The organism is Enterobacter cloacae complex sp. 370H10 (genome assembly GCF_050031535.1).
Taxonomy (GTDB): domain Bacteria; phylum Pseudomonadota; class Gammaproteobacteria; order Enterobacterales; family Enterobacteriaceae; genus Enterobacter; species Enterobacter intestinihominis.
In genome coordinates, this window is the sequence record NZ_JBLGWG010000001.1 from 812,657 (window position 1) to 832,803 (window position 20,147).

The 20,147-nt window shown below is 55.9% G+C and carries 17 protein-coding genes; 6 read left to right on the forward strand and 11 right to left on the reverse strand.

The window, feature by feature from the left end; translation table 11 throughout:
- Positions 1-57: 57 nt before the first annotated feature.
- The 11 genes from ACQG2Q_RS03815 to thpR all read right to left on the reverse strand — a co-directional run bounded on the left by ACQG2Q_RS03815 (position 58) and on the right by thpR (position 8,762).
- On the reverse strand, positions 58-801 hold the full coding sequence (locus ACQG2Q_RS03815) for a fimbrial chaperone (RefSeq protein ID WP_058645843.1): 744 nt from the start codon (positions 799-801) through the stop codon (positions 58-60).
- Positions 802-886: 85 nt separating this feature from the next.
- Positions 887-1,498, reverse strand: a complete 612-nt coding sequence (locus ACQG2Q_RS03820) for a fimbrial protein (protein WP_023299349.1) — start codon at positions 1,496-1,498, stop codon at positions 887-889.
- A 324-nt stretch (positions 1,499-1,822) separates the two neighbouring features.
- Positions 1,823-2,203, reverse strand: coding sequence for an aspartate 1-decarboxylase (gene panD, locus ACQG2Q_RS03825; RefSeq protein WP_022647084.1), 381 nt, complete (start codon positions 2,201-2,203; stop codon positions 1,823-1,825).
- A 31-nt stretch (positions 2,204-2,234) separates the two neighbouring features.
- Entirely contained in the window at positions 2,235-3,086 is an 852-nt protein-coding gene (gene panC / locus ACQG2Q_RS03830; RefSeq protein WP_022647085.1) for a pantoate--beta-alanine ligase, read from the reverse strand.
- 11 nt (positions 3,087-3,097) lie between these two features.
- Positions 3,098-3,889: a 3-methyl-2-oxobutanoate hydroxymethyltransferase gene (gene panB / locus ACQG2Q_RS03835; protein ID WP_022647086.1), complete on the reverse strand. Its 792-nt coding sequence runs from the start codon at positions 3,887-3,889 to the stop codon at positions 3,098-3,100.
- 123 nt (positions 3,890-4,012) lie between these two features.
- Complete coding sequence (gene folK, locus ACQG2Q_RS03840; protein ID WP_023305457.1) at positions 4,013-4,492, reverse strand: 2-amino-4-hydroxy-6-hydroxymethyldihydropteridine diphosphokinase; 480 nt, start codon at positions 4,490-4,492, stop codon at positions 4,013-4,015.
- Complete coding sequence (gene pcnB / locus ACQG2Q_RS03845; protein WP_071892880.1) at positions 4,489-5,886, reverse strand: polynucleotide adenylyltransferase PcnB; 1,398 nt, start codon at positions 5,884-5,886, stop codon at positions 4,489-4,491. The genes folK and pcnB overlap by 4 nt, the downstream gene beginning before the upstream one ends.
- A gap of 42 nt (positions 5,887-5,928) precedes the next feature.
- Complete coding sequence (gene gluQRS, locus ACQG2Q_RS03850) at positions 5,929-6,822, reverse strand: tRNA glutamyl-Q(34) synthetase GluQRS (protein WP_063849767.1); 894 nt, start codon at positions 6,820-6,822, stop codon at positions 5,929-5,931.
- Between the two features lie 59 nt (positions 6,823-6,881).
- Positions 6,882-7,337, reverse strand: a complete 456-nt coding sequence (gene dksA, locus ACQG2Q_RS03855; RefSeq protein WP_001155232.1) for an RNA polymerase-binding protein DksA — start codon at positions 7,335-7,337, stop codon at positions 6,882-6,884.
- A gap of 176 nt (positions 7,338-7,513) precedes the next feature.
- Entirely contained in the window at positions 7,514-8,218 is a 705-nt protein-coding gene (gene sfsA / locus ACQG2Q_RS03860) for a DNA/RNA nuclease SfsA (RefSeq protein ID WP_063849768.1), read from the reverse strand.
- A complete protein-coding gene (gene thpR / locus ACQG2Q_RS03865; protein WP_032625550.1) occupies positions 8,208-8,762 on the reverse strand; it encodes an RNA 2',3'-cyclic phosphodiesterase in 555 nt (184 codons plus the stop codon). Before thpR ends, sfsA begins: the two co-directional genes overlap by 11 nt.
- Before the next feature lie 73 nt (positions 8,763-8,835).
- Here thpR and hrpB point away from each other — a divergent pair, with 73 nt between their 5' ends.
- The 6 genes from hrpB to fhuB all read left to right on the forward strand — a co-directional run bounded on the left by hrpB (position 8,836) and on the right by fhuB (position 20,138).
- Positions 8,836-11,265: an ATP-dependent helicase HrpB gene (hrpB, locus tag ACQG2Q_RS03870; RefSeq protein WP_096216778.1), complete on the forward strand. Its 2,430-nt coding sequence runs from the start codon at positions 8,836-8,838 to the stop codon at positions 11,263-11,265.
- Positions 11,266-11,462: 197 nt separating this feature from the next.
- Positions 11,463-13,973 (forward strand): bifunctional glycosyl transferase/transpeptidase, encoded by a 2,511-nt coding sequence (mrcB, locus tag ACQG2Q_RS03875; RefSeq protein WP_063849770.1) that lies wholly within the window; start codon positions 11,463-11,465, stop codon positions 13,971-13,973.
- A 237-nt stretch (positions 13,974-14,210) separates the two neighbouring features.
- Positions 14,211-16,421, forward strand: a complete 2,211-nt coding sequence (fhuA, locus tag ACQG2Q_RS03880; RefSeq protein WP_045623153.1) for a ferrichrome porin FhuA — start codon at positions 14,211-14,213, stop codon at positions 16,419-16,421.
- 50 nt (positions 16,422-16,471) lie between these two features.
- Positions 16,472-17,269, forward strand: a complete 798-nt coding sequence (gene fhuC / locus ACQG2Q_RS03885; protein WP_022647093.1) for a Fe3+-hydroxamate ABC transporter ATP-binding protein FhuC — start codon at positions 16,472-16,474, stop codon at positions 17,267-17,269.
- Positions 17,269-18,159: a Fe(3+)-hydroxamate ABC transporter substrate-binding protein FhuD gene (fhuD, locus tag ACQG2Q_RS03890; protein WP_023299359.1), complete on the forward strand. Its 891-nt coding sequence runs from the start codon at positions 17,269-17,271 to the stop codon at positions 18,157-18,159. The genes fhuC and fhuD overlap by 1 nt, the downstream gene beginning before the upstream one ends.
- Positions 18,156-20,138, forward strand: a complete 1,983-nt coding sequence (fhuB, locus tag ACQG2Q_RS03895; protein WP_032625558.1) for a Fe(3+)-hydroxamate ABC transporter permease FhuB — start codon at positions 18,156-18,158, stop codon at positions 20,136-20,138. The genes fhuD and fhuB overlap by 4 nt, the downstream gene beginning before the upstream one ends.
- The last annotated feature ends 9 nt before the right edge of the window (positions 20,139-20,147 follow it).

The following is a 20,147-nucleotide window of genomic DNA, read 5'->3' on the forward strand; positions in this document are numbered from 1 at the left end:
TGAATGCTATGAATCATTCATACGTGTTATATTTATAATGTGGCGGTGGTGCGGTTATTAATTTACTTTGCTTTCAAAAGTATCAGAGCCGCCATTGTCATTAATGGTTTCGTAAGCAACAGTGCCGGTGGCAGTACTACCTAAACCTTTTACCTGCATAATTTGAGTACTAAACGGTGAAATAGATTTATGCTCAACCTGGTACTCTTTATTTGCTGATTTCAGCTTTACATTTGAAATAGAAACGTTGTAAGGGGAATCATTGTGTGCGATCAGGTTTAGCGTATTACCTTGTTTTTGTTGTGACCACGTTACTTTGGCTGCTGCATCTCCTGGCGTACCTTTCAGGCCGTCAGGTCGGAAAAAGAGTTTAATACGTGTGCGGAATGCCAGCTGGAGCTGGTTAGGATTTTCACCGTCTTTCACTTTTGACTTCGGTGGAATCTCGAGCACATTGAACCAGAATAGGGATTCGCGATCTTGCGGCAATGAACCACCCAGGTATGAGATCCGAACGGATTGACCTTTTTGCGGATCAATTCGGGATACTGGTGGAGTAATAATAAACGGTAGTTTTAATTCCTGTGGGTTGGTGTCATCGCGACCGTCATCGAGCCATGATTGAACTAATAGTGGCTTTTTGCCACGGTTGTCTAAAGAAACGATGACATCTTTTTGCGACTGCTGATAAACAATACGTGTTCCCGAAATAACGATATCTGCGCTTGCCTGGAATGACGCGACAGCAGCAGCTGTAAAGCAGGCAGCTTTAAATCCTTTATAAAATGATGTGCTTAACATTTTTCCACTTCCTGTTGGAATGATATCAATAGTCCCCTGACGTACGTCAGGGGATAATATGAGCATTTTATTTATGCGCTTAAAATTACTCGTAGATCATGGTGAATGCAGCTTGTGCCTGAACCACACCAGCTGACACTGGGTTGTTGGCCGCATCCCAGTTCTGACCCTGGGTATACGCTACACGGTAGTAAAGTGCGCCTGCGCCTGTGGTATCAATCGTTGCTTTCTGGGTATTGTTGGTCTGATCCAGTTTGATCTGATCGGTAGCGGAGTTGCCATCGTTTGACAGTACCAGATTGACGTTTTTAGCGGCGCCTTGAGTATTTGATGGTGGAACCAGCAGACCGCCGGAAGTTGAAGAAGAACCCGCCCAGGAATCAAACTGAGCAGATGCCTGGTTGACGGTAGCAGAATCACAACCTGTCAGGGTGAGGGAGAATTTCTTTTCTCCCAGGGTGCTGGTGGTACCCAGCGCATTAGCGAAGTCTTTTACAAACACGGTATCCAGGTTAACGTCAAAATCATTACCATCCTGGTCAATCTTCTGATCCAGGGATACTTTACAGGTGTTATTAGAAACCATACCGTGGAAAGTAATAGTGCCTGTATCTGAAGGAATATCAGCTGCCATTGCAGAACCCGCACTCAGAACCATTGCTACTACAGTTGCCAGACCTAATTTATTAAAAGACATTTTTTATATCCATATTTAAATGCTAGAAAAGTGAACATAAGCAAGGCTTATGTTCGTTCCGAACAGATGCTTCGGGAAAAGGATTCTAAGTGATGAGTAATGGTTGTGAGAAGCCGTTAGGCGTTAGAAATACTTAAACGATCTTTAAGTCAATATGATTATTTAATAGTGAATGATAATAATTGTTCATCATTTTGATGAGCAGGTGTTCGGCAGGGTGACTTGAATATATTAATAAAAATATATAAAAAGAACGCTATTCATTTTAATTATGTATAAATTACCCAACCTATTTGTCGGGTAATTTATAACAGTACTATTGGCTTAGGCAACCTGAACCGGAATTGCCTTCGCAATACGTTTCATTTCATTATCGCCTTCAAAGTATGCCACTTTTGGCTGCCAGCGACGTGCCTCTTCGTCAGACATCATCACAAAGCTGGCAATAATGACGATATCACCCACGTCCGCGCAGTGCGCCGCTGCCCCATTAACGGAGATGATTTTAGACCCGCGTTCAGCGGCAATCGCGTACGTTGAAAAGCGTTTGCCGTTATTAACGTTCCAGATATCAATAGCTTCGTTTTCGAGAATACCCGCCGCGTCGAGAAAATCCTGGTCGATCGCGCAGGAGCCTTCATAGTGCAGGTCGGCCTGGGTGACTTTCACACGGTGAAGCTTACCTTGTAGCATTTTGCGAATCATTACGTTTACCTTTCACTTCCGGGTAGTAAAACTACGCCAGTTCAACCACTTTGTTGTCGATAAGGCGGGCCTGGCCGAGCCAAGCCGCCACCAGAATTACCGCACGTTTGCTGGTATCTGAGAGTTCCAGAAGCGTATCGGCATCCCGAATTTGAACGTCGTCAGCACGAAGACCTTTCTCGTTCAGCGCCTGTTCAGCCAGAGCGATGATTTCTTCTGCGGTTAATTCTTTTGCCAGCAGTTGCTCTGCCATGGTATTCATGACTTTGCTTAAGCCTGGAGCAATTTTACGCTGTTCCGCAGTCAGATAGCCGTTACGGGAGCTAAGCGCCAGGCCATCTTTCGCACGTACAATCGGCACGCCGACAATCTCTATGTCGTAGCCCATATCGGCAACCATTTTGCGGATCAGCGCCAGCTGCTGGAAATCTTTCTCGCCAAAGCAGGCGATGTCCGGCTGCACCAGGTTAAACAGCTTGCTGACGATGGTGGAAACGCCGCGGAAATGGCCCGGACGGCTGGCACCCTCCAGCATGGTCGAAATACCCGGTACGTCGACGTAGGTCGCTTCAGTGGTACCCTGAGGATAAACATCTGCGGGGGCCGGTGCGAAGACGATATCCGCATGACGTTTTTTGAGCTTCTCGCAATCTTCCTGCAAGGTACGTGGATAGCGCGCCAGATCGTCTTCGCGATCGAACTGCATCGGGTTAACGAAGATACTGACTACCACGATATCTGCACGGGCTCTCGCTTCATCGACCAGCTTCATATGGCCGTCGTGCAGATTGCCCATGGTCGGGACGAGGGCGATACGTTTACCTTCCTGACGTGCACGGCGGATATGCTGGCGCAGCAGCGGCAGAGTTTCTATGATTAGCACACCTGGACTCCTTAATGGAAACTGTGTTCTTCGCCCGGATAAACGCCGGACTCAACCTCGGCAATATACTGCCGCACAGCAGCACGCATGTCGCCTGCTTCTGTCAGGAAATTTTTAGCAAATTTTGGAATGTGACCGCCGGTGATCCCGAAGGCGTCGTGCATGACCAGAATCTGGCCATCGGTGACGTTGCCCGCGCCGATGCCGATCACCGGAATCGACAGCGCCTCAGTGATACGCTTAGCCAGCTCAACCGGCACACACTCCAGCACCAGCAGCTGTGCACCAGCGGCTTCCAGCGCCAGGGCATCATCAAACAGCGTCTGCGCCGCATCGCCACGCCCCTGAACTTTATAACCGCCAAAGATATTCACGGATTGCGGCGTCAGCCCTAAGTGCCCGCAAACTGGCACGGCCCGTTCGGTGAGCATTTTCACCGTATCGACCAGCCAGTCGCCGCCTTCGATTTTGACCATATTGGCACCGGCGCGCATCACTGTTGCCGCATTTTCAAAGGCCTGTTCCGGGGTGGCATACGCCATAAACGGCAGATCGGAAAGTAGCAGGCAGGCGGGCGCACCCCGGCGCACGGCGCGGGTATGGTAAGCAATATCCTCGACCGTGACCGGCAGAGTGGAATCATGTCCTTGTACCGTCATCCCTAACGAGTCTCCGACCAGCATGACGTTGATCCCTTCTTCGGCAAACAGTTTTGCGAAGCTGTAGTCATACGCGGTGATAGTGGCGAAGCGTTTCTTTTCCTGTTTGCATTTCTGCAATAAGGAGATGGTAGTTGGTTTCATACTGTTTCCTGATGGCCCAAAAGCGGATCTTTGCGCATTCTAACAGTAACATTCGAGGGAACAATGATTTTAGGCAATCGATTAACCATATTTGACACATGGCTAATCGGGGGTGACACGGGATTACCAGCGGACCGGTTTTTCCGCGTTGAGGCTTTGCAGAACGGCGTTCAGCGAGGTGCCGTCAGGGAAGGTGAGATCGGGGGCGACTTCAAACAGTGGCCAGAGCATAAACGCACGGTTTTTCATGTCATAGTGCGGAACGGTGAGGCGCTCGGTGTTAATCACCTTGTGGCCGAAAAGCATAATATCGAGGTCGAGCGTGCGCGGTCCCCAGCGTTCGGCTTTACGTACGCGACCCTGCTGTAGCTCAATACGCTGGGTATTATCCAGCAGCGTTTCTGCGTCAAGGGCTGTTTCCAGCACCACGGCGGCGTTCAGATAATCAGGCTGATCCTGCGGGCCGAGCGGGGGCGTACGGTAAAAGGAGGAGACCGCCACGATATGGCTTTGCGGGATCTCCCCCAGCGCCTGAACGGCAGCGTTAACCTGCTCAAGCGGAGAGGCCAGATTGCTGCCGATGGCAATATACGCAAGGGTCATGCTGTGCCTTCACGACGCGGCGCGCGCTTGCGCGGGCGACGGTGACGACGGCGCGGTGCCGGCTCGTCATCCAGATCCGTGAGCATATCTTTTTGCTCCGGTGGTGCAGAGACCTGAAATTCTCCCCACCACTGCGCCAGGCGCTGTAGCTCCTGGTTTCTTTCGACTTCAGCACGCAGAGAGAGCAAATCGAACGCGGCGCGGAACTTAGGATGCTCCATCAGTTTCCAGGCACGTTTACCCTGACGGCGGGACATACGCAGTTGAAGCTGCCAGATATCACGCACCAGCGTGGTAATACGTTTCGGGATCGCCAGCGTGCGACAGCCTTCGTCCAGCACGTCGTTTGCCGCCAGCGCGAACGCATCATAATAGGCGAGGCCGCTCTCCTGGGTAATGCGCTGCGCCGTTTCCAGCAGCGGATACCAGAACATGGCCGCGAACAGGAACGCCGGATTCACGCGCATATCGTTATGAATACGGGTATCCGTGTTCTTCAGCACCTGTGCAATCATCCGCTCCATTGCGCTGTCACCGTTTTCGGTGAAGTAGCGGGTAATGGTCGGGAACAGCGGCTGGAACAGGTTGTATTCACGCAGCAAATTGTAGGTTTCAAACCCGTAGCCTGCCTGGAGCAGCTTTAACGACTCCTCAAACAGACGGGCAGGGGGGACGTCGTTAATCAGCGTCGCCAGGCGCGGGATCGGCTCTGCGGTTTCCGGGCTGATACGCATGTTTAGCTTGGCGGCAAAACGCACGGCGCGCAGCATCCGGACCGGATCTTCGCGATAGCGCGTTTCCGGCGTGCCGATCAGGCGAATCAAGCCGTCTTTCAGATCCTGCATACCGCCGACGTAATCGCGCACGGTAAAATCCGCCACGCTGTAGTAAAGGCTGTTGATGGTGAAATCGCGACGCTGAGCATCTTCTTCAATAGAGCCAAAGATGTTGTCGCGCAGCAGCATGCCGTTTTGGCCGCGCTGGGAAGTTGTGCGATCGTTGATGCCCGCTTCGTGGTGACCGCGGAAGGTCGCCACTTCAATAATTTCCGGTCCAAACATCACGTGCGCCAGACGGAAACGGCGACCAACCAGACGGCAGTTGCGGAATAATTTACGCACCTGTTCAGGCGTGGCGCTGGTCGTCACGTCGAAATCTTTTGGTTTTTTGCCCAGCAGTAAATCGCGCACCCCGCCGCCGACGAGATAGGCCTCGTAGCCTGCTTTATTCAGACGATAGAGCACCTTGAGGGCATTTTCACTGATATCTTTGCGGGAAATATTGTGCTGCTCACGCGGAATGACCGACATGTGTGGCTGTGCAATAGCATCATTCGCCATGCTCTCTTCGCGGCTCAGCACTTTACGGCAAAAATTAGCGACTCGGGTAAAAATAGTACACCTCGTAGTGTGTTTTGTTATCAAAAAAGCGGCTAATCATAGCTCAGCGCAACGCATTTGAGAATGCTGGATTTTTGGCACGGCCATAAGCGTCCAGTCAGCAATGGCCGTTTTCAGCAATTCATCCAGACTCAGATCCTGCCATTCCTGCGTTACATTCTGGTTGAGAAATCGCAGCGCGTCGATCAATACCGGGCGCGGATCGCCGTCAGGCAGCGCCGGGGCATGATTCTGTTTTGACAGCTTACTCCCCTGTTCATTGACCGCCAGCGGCAGATGAATGTAATCCGGCACCGTCCAGCCAAACTGCTGGTAAAGCGATATTTGCCGCACGGTAGGCTCAACCAAATCCGCCCCACGCACGATTTCCGTGACGCCCTGGAAATGGTCATCGACAACCACCGCCAGGTTATAGGCAAACAAGCCATCGCGACGGTGAATAATAAAATCTTCACGCGCCAGACGATCATCCGCCTGAATGGTTCCTGAGAGGACATCGGTAAACTGCGTCACCGGAGCGCGCTGTATCAGCCGTACGGCGGCATTCTCAGGGCCGTTGTGCCGCCGCGTACGGCAGTGGCCGTCGTAAACGCCACCCACGCTCTGAATTCGCGCACGCGTGCAGGTGCAGTTATAGGAAAGGCCCTGTTCAGCAAGCCACGCCAGACGTTCACGGTAGGCATCATGGCGTTGAGACTGCCAGAGTACGTCGCCGTCCCAGTGAAGACCGTAATGTTCCAGCTGACGCAGAATAGTTTCTGCCGCACCGGGAACTTCACGCGGAGGATCGATATCTTCAATGCGAACCAGCCATTTACCCTGACGGGCGCGAGCCTGTAGGTAGCTGCCGAGCGCGGCAATTAATGAGCCGAAGTGTAATTCACCGGAGGGAGATGGCGCAAAGCGCCCGATATAGTGAGATTCAGACATATCAACGGTAACAAGGCGGGAGAAACTCCCGCCTTAGAAGAGTAGTGAGAGGGAAGACGTTAGCCAGCCATCTGTTTTTCGCGGATTTCTGCCAGCGTTTTACAGTCGATGCACAGATCGGCTGTTGGACGCGCTTCCAGACGACGAATACCGATTTCAACACCGCAGGATTCGCAGTAGCCAAAATCTTCGTCCTCGACCTTTTTCAGCGTTTTCTCGATCTTTTTGATCAGTTTGCGCTCGCGGTCACGGTTACGCAGTTCGAGGCTGAACTCTTCTTCCTGAGCGGCACGGTCGACCGGATCCGGGAAGTTAGCAGCTTCATCCTGCATATGTGTAACGGTGCGATCGACTTCATCCCTGAGTTGATTACGCCATGCTTCAAGAATACGCTTGAAGTGCGACAGCTGGGCTTCGTTCATATACTCTTCGCCCGGCTTCTCTTGATACGGCTCCACCCCAGCGATGGCGAGAATACTCAGGGACGATGTTTTACGGTTTTGCCCTTCTTGCATGTTGCTTCTCCTTAACACGCACTATCGATCCCCGTGTTGGGGGAAAAATCAGGTCGCTATAAATAGCAGATGCTTTTCCGTATGGCAATTATCTAAACGTAACACTTGACAACCCTGTGAGGAAAAGCGTATTTGCGCACGCGGCCAGAACACTTATTAGTCAATCGTCTAATCCCTTATAGGACAATGGGAAGAGAGGATCTCAGAGTCATATTATCGGCAGAAAGTTCCGCTTTATAAGCGAAAATCTCTACCCCCTGCTTTTGTGCCTCATTCAACAATTGCGCGTATTTAGGATCAATATGACGGGCCGGGGAAAACCGTTCAATGGCTGAATGCAGAACCGCAAACAGCAACACGGCGCGCTTGCCCGCCGCCGCTACACTCATTAGCTCCCGCAGATGCTTCTGGCCACGTAGCGTTACCGCATCCGGAAAGAAGCCGTTTTCCTCTTCCGCTAACGTCACTGATTTCACTTCAATATAGCACTCAGGGCGGTCTTCCGCCTGTAACATAAAATCAATTCTGCTGCCTTCATCGCCATATTTCACTTCGCTTTTTTGCGTGCCGTAACCCACCAGTTCAGGAAGGATTCCATTTGTCAGGGCTTCCTTAACCAGCTGATTTGCGCGCAGGGTATTAACGCAAATAAATGCCCCGCTTTGCGTCTCGGTCATTTCCCAGGTATGAGGATATTTGCGTTTAGTATTTTCTGATGTGGAATACCAGACCGTGTCACCCGGCGTGGCGCAACCGGTCATGGCGCCGGTGTTAGGACAATGCAGCGTGAGCGTTTCGCCCTCAGGCGTGATCACGTCAGCGAGAAAGCGTTTGTAACGCTGGATCAGCGTGGCGGACTGGAGTGCAGGGCTAAACTTCATCAGGATTCCTTAACGTGTCGCCCAGCGACCAGCGCTGGAGCGGAGTGTAGCGGGTGCGTCCTTGTACAAAGGCAGATTCGTACAGCGCAAATTCATTCACCTGAAAGGACCAGTGGAAGCCCGGTGGCGGGATGGCAACAGCCTGACCCGCATCGCGCAGCAGGGTAATGTGGGGGTGAAACGGCTGCGGGCTCTGATAACAGCCGCTGCGCGCGGCCTGCGCCCGCAGCATGTTGGCGAGCTGGAGCAGTCCGCGGGGGGGCTGCCGCGTCCCCAGCCAGACCACCCGAGAGCGCAGCCATTGCCCGGCATCGTCAAGATGCAGCGTAAAACCCGGCTGAGAAATGCGTCCGGCCATTGCGCTTAACGCGCGCTGCTTTTCTGCGCTCACCTCGCCAAGAAAAGCTAACGTCAGGTGCATATTGGCGGCGACGACAGGGCGGCCCGCTTCCGCGGGGAAGTGGCTGGCGCGCCAGCGAACAATTTGCCGTTGAAGCGTGGTGGGTAATTCAATGGCGAAGAATAGCCGTTTTGACTCAGACATGCGCAAGACTCGGTAATGATATGCGCCGATGCTACAATGTACGCCGATTAATGTTAACCCTCTGGAGCCGTAAGTGTCCTCTTTGCCCGTCGCCGTCGTCCTTCCTGAGCTTCTCGCAGCCTTAGAACATGCGCCACAGGTTTTGCTCAGCGCGCCCACCGGAGCGGGTAAATCCACCTGGCTGCCCCTGCAAATTCTGCGCGAGGGGAGCATCAGCGGGAAAATTATCCTGCTGGAACCGCGCAGGCTGGCGGCGCGCAATGTGGCGCAGCGCCTGGCGGAACTGCTGAATGAAAAACCGGGCGAGACGGTAGGGTACCGGATGCGCGCCGAAACCTGCATTGGCCCGTCTACGCGGCTGGAGGTGGTCACTGAAGGCATTCTTACCCGTATGCTGCAAAACGATCCGGAGCTGAGCGGCATCGGGCTGGTGATCCTTGATGAATTTCACGAGCGCAGCCTCCAGGCCGATCTGGCCCTTGCGCTGCTGCTCGACGTTCAGCAGGGGCTGCGCGACGACCTTCGGCTGCTGATTATGTCGGCGACGCTGGATAACGAGCGGCTCCGGCAGACGCTCCCTGACGCGCCGATGATCTCCTCTGAAGGGCGTGCGTTCCCGGTCGAGCGCCGCTATCAGCCGCTGCCTGCCCATCAGCGTTTTGACGAAGCCGTTGCCATCGCCACCGCCGAATTGCTCCGTCAGGAACCCGGCTCGCTGCTGCTGTTTTTACCCGGCGTAGGCGAAATCCAGCGCGTACAGGAGCAACTGGCATCCAGGGTGAGCAGTGACGTTATGCTGTGCCCGCTCTACGGCGCGCTGCATTTGGCTGACCAGCGCAAGGCGATCCTTCCCGCACCGGCGGGGCAACGCAAAGTGGTACTGGCGACCAATATCGCCGAAACCAGTTTGACCATCGAAGGCATTCGCCTGGTGGTGGACAGTACGCAGGAGAGGGTGGCCAGTTTTGATCCGCGTACCGGGCTGACCAGGCTACTGACGCAGCGCATCAGCCAGGCCTCAATGGTGCAGCGCGCAGGCCGAGCAGGGCGTCTTGAGCCGGGTATTTGCCTGCATTTAACCAGCGCCGAGCAGGCGGAGCGTGCGGCATTGCAGAGTACGCCTGAGATTTTACAAAGCGATCTCTCCGGGCTGGTAATGGATCTGATGCAGTGGGGCTGCCCGGACCCTGACCAGCTCACCTGGCTTAATCCTCCGCCTGTTGTGAACCTTTCCGCCGCGCGCAGCCTGCTGACCCAGCTTGGCGCGCTGGAAGGCGAGCGACTGACGGCGCGCGGCCAGAAAATGGCGGCGCTGGGCAACGATCCGCGTCTGGCAGCGATGCTGGTGGCAGCACAAGGCGACGATGAAATTGCCACGGCGGCAAAACTGGCGGCTATTCTTGAGGAGCCGCCGCGCGGTGGCAGCAGCGATCTGGGACAGGCCTTTTCACGCCAGCAGGGAAACTGGCAACAGCGCGCGCAGCAGTTGTGTCACCGTCTGAAGAGCCGGGGAGGATCGCCTGACAGCGATAAAGTTATCCCTCTTCTGGCCCAGGCCTTCCCGGACAGAATCGCGCGCCGTCGCGGGCTTGATGGTCGTTATCAACTGGCGAATGGGATGGGCGCGATGCTTGACAGCGATGATGCTCTGACGCGTCATGAATGGCTGATCGCGCCGCTCTTACTCCAGGGCAGTCACTCCCCGGATGCGCGCATCTTGCAGGCGGTTGCCGTAGATATTGACGCCCTGACGCGTGCCTGCCCGCAGCTGCTTCAGCAATCTGACATCGTCGAATGGGATGATGCCCAGGGCACGCTGAAGGCGTTCCGTCGTAGCCAGATTGGCAAACTGACGCTCGGGACAAAACCGCTGGCTAAGCCGTCGGAGGAAGAGTTACACCAGGCGATGCTGAACGGCATTCGGGAAAAAGGGCTGAGCGTATTGAACTGGACGCCTGAGGCTGAACAATATCGTATACGTCTGCACTGCGCCGCGAAGTGGCTGCCGGAACAGGGGTGGCCAGCGGTGGATGATGAGACGCTGCTCGCGACGCTTGAACAGTGGTTGTTGCCGCAGATGAGCGGCGTACACTCCCTGCGCGCCCTTAAGGCGCTTGATGTTAAGGCAGCGTTACAGAATTTACTGGACTGGTCGTTACGTCAACGTCTGGATAGTGAACTGCCTGGGCATTACACTGTGCCAACCGGGAGTCGGATTGCCATTCGTTATCATGAGGATAATCCGCCAGCGCTGGCGGTTCGGATGCAGGAGATGTTTGGTGAGGCCACCACGCCGTCCATCGCTGAAGGGCGCGTGCCGTTAGTGCTTGAGCTGCTTTCGCCTGCGCATCGTCCCTTGCAGATCACCCGCGATCTGAGGGCGTTCTGGGCGGGGAGCTATCGTGAAGTGCAGAAAGAGATGAAGGGGCGATATCCCAAACACGTCTGGCCGGACGATCCGGCGAATACCGCGCCGACACGGCGCACGAAGAAATATTCGTAATGGGGGAGTGCGGCCTGAAAGGGAAAGTGCGGCCTGATGCCCTCACCCCGGCCCTCTCCCACAGGGAGAGGGAGAAAACACTAAAGACTTTCCTGTCAGGAAAGTCTTGCTGTTTATTTTGAGAGATTTCTTCTTTCACTGACCTGTGCAAGATAAGAAAATCTGGCCTTTGCGCCTGAATGTTGCGGAGAAAAAGCATGGCGGGGAATGACCGCGAGCCAATAGGACGTAAGGGAAAGCCGACGCGTCCGGCGAAAGAAAAGGTAAGCCGTCGTCGCCTCAGAGATGAGGAGTATGACGATGACTATGAAGACGATTATGAGGATGAAGAACCGATGCCGCGTAAAGGGAAAGGCAAAGGGCGTAAGCCTCGTGGTAAGCGCGGCTGGTTCTGGCTGCTGCTGAAGCTGTTTATTGTTTTTGTTGTTCTGATCGCGATTTACGGCGTTTATCTGGATCAGAAGATCCGCAGCCGTATTGACGGGAAAGTCTGGCAATTGCCTGCGGCAGTGTACGGCCGCATGGTGAACCTTGAGCCGGACATGTCCATCAGCAAGAATGAGATGGTGAAGCTGCTGCAAGCCACGCAGTATCGTCAGGTCACGAAAATGACCCGTCCGGGTGAATTTACCGTCCAGGCGAAAAGCATTGAGATGATCCGCCGTCCGTTCGACTTCCCGGACAGTAAAGAAGGGCAGGTGCGCGCGCGTCTGACCTTTGACGGCGATCGCCTGGAAACCATTGAGAACATGGATAACGATCGCCAGTTCGGTTTCTTCCGTCTCGATCCGCGTCTCATCACCATGCTGTCGTCCGCAAACGGCGAACAGCGCCTGTTCGTGGCGCGTAACGGCTTCCCGGATCTGCTGGTGGATACCCTGCTGGCAACCGAAGACCGCCACTTCTACGAGCACGACGGGATTAGCCTCTACTCCATTGGTCGTGCGGTACTGGCTAACCTGACCGCGGGGCGTACGGTGCAGGGGGCGAGTACCCTGACCCAGCAGCTGGTGAAAAACCTGTTCCTCTCCAGCGAGCGCTCTTACTGGCGTAAAGCCAACGAAGCGTACATGGCCGTGCTGATGGATGCGCGCTACAGCAAGGATCGTATTCTTGAGCTGTACATGAACGAGGTGTACCTCGGTCAGAGCGGCGATAACGAGATCCGCGGCTTCCCACTGGCGAGCCTGTACTACTTTGGCCGTCCGGTAGAAGAGCTGAGCCTTGACCAGCAGGCGCTGCTGGTGGGCATGGTAAAAGGCGCGTCGATCTACAACCCGTGGCGTAACCCGAAACTGGCGCTGGAGCGTCGTAACCTGGTGCTGCGTCTGCTGCAACAACAGCAGGTGATTGACCAGGAGCTGTACGACATGCTGAGCGCGCGTCCGCTGGGCGTTCAGCCGCGCGGTGGGGTGATCTCTCCGCAGCCTGCCTTTATGCAGATGGTACGTCAGGAGTTGCAGTCTAAGCTCGGAGATAAAGTGAAAGATCTCTCCGGGGTGAAGATCTTCACCACCTTTGACTCCGTGGCGCAGGATGCGGCAGAAAAAGCGGCGGTTGAAGGTATTCCGGTTCTGAAGAAGCAGCGTAAGCTGAGCGATCTGGAAACCGCGATGGTGGTAGTTGATCGCAACACCGGCGAAGTTCGCGCCATGGTGGGCGGCGCCGAGCCGCAGTATGCGGGCTATAACCGCGCGATGCAGGCGCGTCGTTCGATTGGTTCTCTGGCAAAACCGGCAACCTACCTGACCGCGCTGAGCCAGCCGAATCTCTATCGACTGAACACCTGGATTGCCGATGCGCCAATCTCCCTGCGCCAGCCTAACGGCCAGGTGTGGTCTCCGCAGAACGATGATAAGCAGTTCAGCGGCCAGGTGATGCTGGTGGATGCGTTAACCCGCTCGATGAACGTGCCGACTGTTAACCTCGGCATGGCGCTGGGCCTCCCCGCCATCACCGACACCTGGCAGAAGCTGGGCGTACCGAAAGATCAGCTGCACCCTGTGCCAGCGATGATCCTGGGGGCGCTTAACCTGACGCCAATCGAAGTGGCCCAGGCGTTCCAGACCATCGCCAGCGGCGGTAACCGAGCGCCGCTTTCCGCCCTGCGTTCGGTGATTGCCGAAGATGGCTCCGTGCTGTATCAGAGCTTCCCGCAGGCGGAGCGCGCTGTTCCGGCGCAGGCGGCCTATATGACGCTGTGGACCATGCAGCAGGTGGTCCAGCGCGGTACCGGGCGTCAGCTGGGGGCGAAGTATCCTGGTCTGCATCTGGCGGGTAAAACCGGGACTACCAACAACAACGTCGATACCTGGTTCGCCGGTATTGATGGCCGTGAAGTGGTGATCACCTGGGTGGGCCGCGATAACAACCAGCCGACCAAACTGTATGGTGCGAGCGGCGCGATGTCGATTTACCAGCGTTATCTGGCCAATCAGTCTCCGGTGCCGCTGAACCTCGTTGCCCCGGAAGATATCGTCGATATGGGCGTGGACAGCTCGGGTAACTTCATCTGTGGCGGCGGCGTGCGTTCGCTGCCGGTCTGGACGACCAACCCGGATGCGCTGTGCCAGCAAAGCCAGCCAGAAGAACCGACAGGTAACCCGTTCGATCAGTCTTCTCAGCCTCAGCAGCCGCAGCAGCAGGAAGAGAAGAAAGACAGCGACGGCGTCGCCGGTTGGATCAAGGATATGTTCGGCGGCAACTAGCCCTTATGACACCCCCTTCCCTGGAAGGGGGTGTTTTTTCACCTCAGCAACTCATTTCCTTAACCCTGTTTTCAATCCTTATTAACGACCCGTTTTCCGTTGATTATTTCTTAAACCCTCAATTCTTGTAGGGCCGCATATCGCTTGCTATGCCGTCAGCGTTTCGCATATTATTCTGCGGTCATAATAATAATTCTCGTTTACGTTATCATTCACCTTTTTCATCAGAGATCCATCATGGCGCTTTCCAATACTGCTCAGCCAATTAACACGTCGCTGCGTAAAATCGCAGCCGTCGTAGCCACAGCGGTTGCCGGCATGTCTGCTTATGCACAGGCCGCTGAAACCCCCAAGAAAGAAGAAACCATCACCGTGACTGCCGCACCGGCTGCACAGGAAAGTGCCTGGGGTCCTGCACCGACGATTGCGGCAAAACGCACTGCAACGGCGACGAAAACCGATACACCCATTGAGAAAACCCCGCAGTCTATTTCTGTTGTGACTCGTGAAGAGATGGACATGAAACAGCCGGGAACGGTTAAACAGGCCCTGGCCTACACCCCAAGCGTTTTCGCAACGCGCGGCGCCTCAACAACTTACGATGTGGTTTCGATTCGTGGTTTCACGACCTCCAGCACCGTGAATACCAACCAGTATCTGGATGGTATGAAGTTGCAGGGAGACAACTACTCTGAAGCGTCCATGGACCCGTACTTCCTTGAGCGCGTAGAGCTGCTGCGTGGCCCGACGTCTGTACTGTATGGCAAAAGCCATCCGGGCGGCGTAGTGAGTATGGTCAGTAAGCGTCCAACCACGGAACCGTTGAAAGAAATTCAGTTCAAAATGGGGACGGATAACCTCTGGCAGACGGGGTTTGATTTCAGCGACGCGATTGACGATGACGGCGTGTGGTCCTACCGTCTGACCGGTCTGGGACGTAGTGAGAACGCGCAGCAGGAAATGGTGAAATCTACTCGTTACGCGATTGCGCCGTCTTTCAGCTGGCGTCCTGATGATAAAACCGATTTCACCTTCCTGAGCAACTTCCAGAGCGATCCGGATGCGGGTTACTACGGCTGGCTGCCACGTGAAGGTACCGTTGTGCCTTACTATGATGCTAACGGAAAAGCGCACAAACTGCCGACCGACTTCAACGAAGGTGATGAAGACAATAAGATCTCCCGTCGTCAGAAAATGGTGGGTTACAGCTTCGCGCATGAATTCAACGACACCTTCACCGTGCGTCAGAACCTGCGTTATACCAAAATCAACACCCTTTACCGTTCAGTTTACGGTAACGGCTATATCGCCCCGGCCCAGATCAGCCGTGCCTACGTGCGCTCAGATGAAGACCTCAACTCGTTCACGGTTGATACACAGCTCCAGTCGAAATTCGCGACCGGCGCCGTTGACCATACCCTGCTGACGGGTGTGGATTACCTTCGTATGCGAAATGACATTGATGCTGACTACGGCACCGCCGATCCGATCAGCATGAACAATCCTCAGCACGGCAATGCGAACGTCAATGTGAACTTCCCGTATGCCATGCTCAATCGTCAGGAGCAGACCGGGCTCTATGCGCAGGATCAGGCTGAATGGGATAAGTGGGTACTCACCTTGGGTGGCCGCTATGACTTTGCGAAAACGTCTGCCTTTAACCGTAATAACGGAACCACCGCGGAAATTAACGATCAGGCATTTACCTGGCGCGGGGGGATTAACTACCTGTTCGACAACGGGATTACACCATACTTCAGCTACAGTGAATCTTTCGAACCGCTCTCTGGCACTACTCAGGGTGGTAAACCGTTCGATCCGGCGCGTGGCAAGCAGTATGAAGCGGGCGTGAAGTATGTTCCAAAAGATCTGCCTGTTGTAGTGACGGCAGCGGTATACCAGCTGACCAAGAACAATAACCTGACCGCCGATCCGGCGAACCCGACCAGCGGCTTTAGCGTGCAGGGCGGTGAAATTCGCTCCCGTGGCTTTGAGCTGGAAGCGAAAGCGGCGGTGTCGGCTAACGTGAACGTGACGGCGGCCTACAGCTACACTGATGCACAATACACCCACGATACCTGGTATGAAGGTCGTCGTCCGGCAGAAGTACCGCGCAACATGGCATCACTGTGGGCGGATTACACCTTCCACGAGACGGCGCTAAGTGGCCTGACCGTTGGTGCGGGTGCTCGCTACATCGGTAACACGGTGACGTACTACTCCTCAGCGTCGCCTAAAGCCTATGAGTCCTTTAACGTCGCGGGTTATGCCCTGGCGGATGCGACCGTGAAATACGATCTGGCGCGCTTCGGTCTGCCGGGCTCTTCCGTCGGCGTCAACGTGAACAACATCTTTGATCGTGAATACGTCTCCAGCTGCTACAGCGAGTATGCATGCTACTGGGGAGCAGGACGCCAGGTTGTTGCCACGGCGACCTTCCGCTTCTAACCTCTTTATGGGCACGGTTCGCCGTGCCCTTTTTATTTAAGTTGGCTGACATGCAGGATACTAAAACGCAATCCGACTCCACCTTCACGCTCAACAATCTCTCCTTTCGCGTACCCGGGCGCACCTTGCTGCATCCGCTCTCTTTGACGTTTCCCGCAGGTAAAGTGACCGGTTTAATCGGGCACAATGGTTCCGGTAAATCGACGCTGCTGAAGATGCTGGGCCGTCATCAGCCGCCGTCCGAGGGCGACATTCTGCTGGATGACCAGCCGCTGGCGAGCTGGAGCAGTAAGGCCTTTGCCCGCAAGGTGGCCTATCTGCCGCAGCAGTTGCCGCAGGCGGAGGGGATGACGGTGCGCGAGCTGGTGGCGATTGGACGTTATCCGTGGCACGGTGCGCTCGGGCGTTTTGGCGTCGCTGACAGAGAAAAAGTGGAAGAGGCTATCGCGCTGGTTGGGTTAAAACCGCTGGCGCACCGTCTGGTGGATAGCCTGTCCGGTGGCGAGCGTCAGCGCGCATGGATCGCGATGCTGGTAGCGCAGGACAGCCGCTGCCTGCTGCTCGACGAACCCACTTCAGCGCTGGATATTGCTCATCAGGTTGACGTCCTGGCGTTGGTGCATCGCTTAAGCCAGCAGCGCGGCCTGACTGTGATTGCCGTTCTGCATGATATCAACATGGCGGCACGCTACTGCGACTATCTGGTAGCGCTGCGCGGCGGTGAAATGATCGCTCAGGGTACGCCTGCCGAACTGATGCGCAGCGAAACGCTGGAACATATCTACGGTATTCCTATGGGCATTCTGCCTCACCCGGCCGGGGCTGCACCCGTGAGCTTTGTCTACTGATGCTGGATCCAACATTAATTAGCCGCCGTCGCCTGCTAACGGCCATGGCACTCTCACCTCTGCTGTTAAAGATGGGCCCGGCCCGCGCTGCCGCAGTCGATCCGCACCGCATCGTGGCGCTGGAGTGGTTGCCCGTCGAACTGATGATGGCGCTGGGCGTGACGCCTTACGGCGTGGCCGATATTCCCAACTACACCCTGTGGGTGAATGAGCCAAAACTGCCGGACTCCGTCATCGACATCGGTCTGCGTACGGAGCCGAACCTTGAGCTTCTCACCCAGATGAAACCGTCTTATTTATTCTGGTCTGCGGGGTATGGCCCGTCGGAAGAGACCATGGCGAAGATTGCGCCCGGACGGGGCTTTTCCTTTAGCGACGGTAAAAAGCCGCTGACCATGGCAAAAAATTCCATCCACGAGATGGCGCAGTTCCTCAACCGTGAGGCTGAGGCGAAAAAACATCTCAATGAATTTGATGCGCTGATTGATTCCCTTAAGCCGCGCTTTGCCCACCGTGGCGATCGGCCTTTGCTGATGGTGACCCTGCTGGATGCCCGCCATATGCTGGTCTTTGGAAATAACTGTCTGTTCCAGGAAGTGCTCGACAGCTTTGGCATTCGCAATGCCTGGGAAGGCGAGATGACGTTCTGGGGCAGTACCGCCGTGGGGATTGACCGTCTGGCGGCGTTTCGTGATGTGGACGTGCTGTGCTTTGACCACGGCAATGAGCGCGAAATGCAAACCCTGATGGCGACTCCGCTCTGGCAGGCAATGCCGTTCGTCCGCGAGCAGCGCTTCCTGCGCGCGCCAGCGGTATGGTTCTACGGCGCGACGCTGTCGGCCATGCATTTTGCCCGCGTGCTGGACAATGCACTGGGAGGCAAGGCATGAGCACGCGTATGGCCCGTTTCCCGATGTTACTGTTAGCGCTCATTTTTCTGGCTGCCCTGGCATTAACCGGCTTTAACCTGACCACGGCGTTACCGCGCGATCAGTGGGCAGCCGCGTTTGCCGCACCGGATATCGACAATATTCAGCAAATGCTGTTCCACTACAGCCTGCTGCCGCGTCTGGCTATCTCCCTGCTGGTCGGGGCGGGACTGGGACTGGTGGGCGTACTGTTTCAGCAGGTGCTACGTAACCCGCTGGCGGAGCCAACCACGCTGGGCGTGGCGACGGGGGCTCAGCTGGGGATCACCATCACCACGCTCTGGACCCTGCCGGGAGCGTTAACCTCGCAGTTTGCCGCGCTGGCAGGCGCATGCGTGGTCGGTGCGCTGGTCTTTGGCGTAGCCTGGGGAAAACGTCTCTCACCGGTCACGCTGATCCTCGCGGGGCTGGTCGTCAGCCTCTACTGTGGGGCGATCAACCAGCTGCTGGTGCTGTTTCACCACGACCAGCTGCAAAGCATGTTTATGTGGAGTACCGGCACGCTCACCCAGACCGACTGGAGTATCGTCCAGCGCCTGTGGCCGCAGCTGTTTGGCGGCGTGGTGCTGACGCTGCTGCTGCTGCGTCCGCTCACGCTGATGGGCCTCGATGACGGCGTGGCGCGCAATCTCGGGCTGGCGCTGTCGCTGGCCCGTCTGGCGGCCCTGACCCTGGCGATTGTGCTGAGCGCGTTACTGGTTAACGCCGTCGGCATCATCGGTTTTATCGGCCTGTTTGCGCCATTGCTGGCAAAAATGCTCGGCGCGCGCCGTCTGCTGGCGCGTCTGATGCTGGCGCCGCTGATTGGTGCGCTGATCCTCTGGCTTTCCGATCAGCTCATTCTCTGGCTGGCGCGCGTCTGGATGGAAGTTTCCACGGGCTCGGTGACGGCCCTGATCGGCGCGCCGCTGCTGCTGTGGCTGCTGCCGCGCCTGCGCAGCATTAGCGCTCCGGCGATGGATGCCGGCGATAAAGTGCATGCCGAGCGTCAGTCGGTGGTGTGGTTCAGCCTTGCCGGGCTGGCAGTGCTGGTTATCGCCTCGTTTGCCGCACTCTCGCTGGGACGCGACGCCACGGGCTGGCACTGGGCAACGGGGGATTTGTTGCATGAACTTATGCAGTGGCGCTGGCCGCGGATTTTCTCCGCGCTGATTGCGGGCGTCATGCTGGCGGTGGCGGGCTGTATTATCCAGCGTCTCACCGGCAACCCGATGGCAAGCCCGGAAGTATTAGGGATCAGCTCCGGGGCCGCGTTTGGCGTAGTGTTGATGTTGTTCCTCGTACCGGGAAATGCGTTCGGCTGGCTGATGCCTGCCGGGAGTATCGGTGCGGCAGTCACGCTGATGATTATCCTGATCGCCTCCGGGCGAGGTGGTTTCTCACCTCACCGCATGCTGCTGGCCGGGATGGCGCTCAGCACCGCGTTTACTATGCTGCTGATGATGTTGCAGGCGAGCGGCGATCCGCGCATGGCGCAGATCCTGACATGGATTTCCGGTTCAACATACAACGCCACCGGCAGTCAGGTGGTGCATACCGGGATTGTGATGATCGTGCTGCTGGCGATTGTGCCGCTGTGCCGCCGCTGGATGACCATTCTGCCGCTGGGTGGGGATACCGCCCGCGCGGTCGGGGTGGCGCTGACGCCAACGCGCATTGCGCTGTTGCTGCTGGCCGCGTGCCTGACGGCGACGGCCACCATGACTATCGGCCCGCTCAGTTTTGTCGGATTAATGGCGCCGCATATCGCCCGTATGATGGGTTTCCGCAGGACTTTGCCGCATATCGTGATCTCTGCGCTGACGGGCGGGGCGATCCTGGTCTTTGCTGACTGGTGCGGAAGGATGGTGCTGTTCCCGTATCAGATCCCGGCGGGCCTCCTGTCGACCTTTATCGGCGCGCCTTACTTTATTTATCTGTTGAGAAAGCAGAGTCGGTAATAAAAGTAA